The sequence below is a fragment of the Bartonella sp. AS69XJJH genome (assembly GCF_042195585.1).
Classification (GTDB): domain Bacteria; phylum Pseudomonadota; class Alphaproteobacteria; order Rhizobiales; family Rhizobiaceae; genus Bartonella.
Genome location: NZ_JBHIOO010000091.1, coordinates 1 through 1,224, shown reverse-complemented (window position 1 = coordinate 1,224; position 1,224 = coordinate 1). Strand labels below are relative to the sequence as shown.

The window sequence follows — 1,224 nt, the reverse complement described above, 5'->3', positions numbered from 1 at the left end:
AATGAAAAATGATGCGGTGGCTATAAAGAACATAACAGCTATAAAGCACGCGTGAAAAAAGCAGGCTTTCATAATCATAAGGCATTTTCATAATCAAATGTTTCTGGTAATGCACGAATATACCATGATGCAAAGATTGGCGGTAATGCAATAATTTCAAAGAACGCAGAAATTTTTGACGATGCTTGTGTTTTTGAATCCGCATTTATTGCAGATGATGCACGTGTTTTTGGAAAGGCTAAGGTTTATGGCAATACCGCAATCCACCAAGGTGCACATGTTTCGGAAAAAGCTAAAATTGGCGGTCACGCAGAAATCTCTGGAAATGCCCATGTTTGTGGCAATGCCCATGTTTATGGCAATGCAAAGATTTACGGTGAAGCATGTGTATTTTGGAACTACTGGATTGATGACAATAGAAGAATCTCAACTAGGGAACAAACCAGATGAGAAAATACGAATTTACTGATGAAATAGACATGCTCTATCGTCGCCTAGTTCGTCGCATCCGTGCACTGAGAGACTTTGGAAACATCAAGAAAGGTGATCTTGGCGGTTTTATAGAGCATGAAGGCAACCTCTCTCATGAGGGCGATTGTTGGGTTGGAGATAGGGCAAAGGTTTGCAGTAATGCTCAAATTTATGAGAATGCACAAGTATTTGGACGAGCACGTATCTCATGTAATGCACGTATTTATGGAAATGCTAATTTACGGAATAGCCGAAATTCACGGTAATGCCACAATTTGTGAAAAAGCTCATATTGGTGGTGAAGCTGTTGTATGTGGTAACACATGTATTTCAGGAAACACACATATTAGTTATAATAGAAAAGCCGAACATATCCCTAGGAAAATACAGAGCGTATAAGCACTTTCTAACAACCAACCAGCCTTTTAACACAAGCGTGATTCACGCCACGGGTGAATTGCGCGCAATGTAGGAAATCAAGATGAAAAATTCCACTCTTTTAACAGAAATAGCAAGAAAATATGGATTTTCTGCTGAAGAATTTCGAGAAACAATCATAAAAACTTGTATTGGATATAAAAATGCTAGTGTCATCAATGATGCAGAATTTGCCGTTTTTCTTTTTGTTGCCAATACTTATGGACTTAACCCTTTAACAAAAGAAATCTATGCACTCCCTAAAAAAGGCGGCGGCATCATACCCGTTGTTTCTATCGACGGTTGGATAAAGATCATCAAATCAAATCCTAACTT

3 protein-coding genes are annotated in these 1,224 nt (G+C 38.5%); all 3 read left to right on the top strand.

Annotation, left to right across the window (positions count from 1 at the left end):
- Positions 1 to 247: 247 nt before the first annotated feature.
- Positions 248 to 469: a hypothetical protein gene (locus tag ACFIK6_RS09845; RefSeq protein ID WP_375642640.1), complete on the top strand. Its 222-nt coding sequence runs from the start codon at positions 248 to 250 to the stop codon at positions 467 to 469.
- Positions 447 to 737 (top strand): hypothetical protein, encoded by a 291-nt coding sequence (locus ACFIK6_RS09840; RefSeq protein WP_375642639.1) that lies wholly within the window; start codon positions 447 to 449, stop codon positions 735 to 737. Before ACFIK6_RS09845 ends, ACFIK6_RS09840 begins: the two co-directional genes overlap by 23 nt.
- A 215-nt stretch (positions 738 to 952) precedes the next feature.
- Positions 953 to 1,224: recombinase RecT (locus ACFIK6_RS09835; protein ID WP_375642638.1), on the top strand; the 272-nt coding region annotated here is incomplete at its 3' end.